Below are 1,041 nucleotides of genomic sequence, written 5' to 3' on the forward strand. Positions count from 1 at the left end.
CTGCGGAGGCGGGCTGGTGAGGGGTGGATGCCGGGTGTCGGCCGGTTCTCCCGGAGTTGTGCCTCACTCAGCCCAGGTCGAGCGGCCAGTCCTGCGGGGTGCGGTCGTCGTCGCGGAGGAGACCGCCGATCCAGAGGTCGGCGCGCCCGAGGCTGTTGACGTGGGCTCGGCGCAGCAGCCCCTCGTACCGAAAGCCGAGGCGCCGGGCGATCCGGGCGGAGCCGAGGTTTCCGACCACGGCGCGCCACTCGACGCGTTCAACCGCGGGCCGATCCTCGGCGAAGGCCCAGTCGATCACGGCGGTCGCCGCCTCGACGGCGACGTTCTGCCGTCGCGCGTCGCGGGCGATCCAGTAGCCGATCTCGGGCGCACCGGTGTCGAGCTTCGCCAGCCCGATCATTCCGGCCAGGCTCCCGTCGCGGCGGATCGCCCACGTCGGTTGCGTACCGTCCGCCCACCACTCGCCGGTCAGTGCGACGAACCGCTCGGCATCCTCGAGGAGGTACGGCGACGGCACCGTCGTATAGCGCTGCAGATCGGCATCCTGGCACGCCGCGTGGATCGCCGCGACGTCGGCCGTGGTCGGCGCCGAGAGCTCCAGCCGGGGCGTCTGCAGGTGGTCGGGTTCCATCCGCCCACGCTACCGGCCGACTCCAGCAGGTCCCGCCGACCCCGCCAGTACACAACGAAGGAAATCCGACGTTAGACCGCGCGCGGCTCCCTGAACCCGGTGCCCCTTCGCCCGGATTTCCTTCGTTGTGTCACGGATCTCCCCTCCTCCCCAGGGCCAGTTATCCCCAGCCGGATGGTCGTGGCGCTCGCGCGTCCCTCCGGGCACGGCATCCTCTCCGGGTGACGACGGATTCATGCGGACTGCCCACCGGCCGCATCATGACGTACGCGGAGCTGCGCGCGGAGGGCCTTTCTCGGGCAGGGCTGCGAAACGCCCTGCGTTACGGTGCGATCTTGCGCGCGCGACGTGACGTGTATTTGTCGGGTGAGGTTTCCGATCGCGTCTTTGCTGCGCAGCGAGTGGGAGGA

2 protein-coding genes are annotated in these 1,041 nt (G+C 70.4%); one reads left to right on the forward strand and one right to left on the reverse strand.

What is annotated here, in order from left to right:
* Window positions 1-67: 67 nt before the first annotated feature.
* The gene (locus tag AVW09_RS15220) at window positions 68-631 is read right to left on the reverse strand and encodes a GNAT family N-acetyltransferase (protein ID WP_063258861.1); all 564 of its coding nucleotides are present in this window, start codon (window positions 629-631) and stop codon (window positions 68-70) included.
* A gap of 221 nt (window positions 632-852) precedes the next feature.
* On the opposite strand from AVW09_RS15220, the gene AVW09_RS18285 reads away from it, so the two are divergent.
* Window positions 853-1,041 (forward strand): type IV toxin-antitoxin system AbiEi family antitoxin domain-containing protein (locus tag AVW09_RS18285; protein ID WP_269454567.1); only part of this gene is annotated, 189 nt, incomplete at its 3' end.

It is taken from the genome of Microbacterium sp. T32 (assembly GCF_001619615.1).
Lineage (GTDB): Bacteria > Actinomycetota > Actinomycetes > Actinomycetales > Microbacteriaceae > Microbacterium.

Coding starts and splice junctions, on each gene's coding strand:
- AVW09_RS15220 (WP_063258861.1), bottom strand. CDS start 631: ATGGAACCCGACCACCTGCAGACGCCCCGGCTGGAGCTCTCGGCGCCG.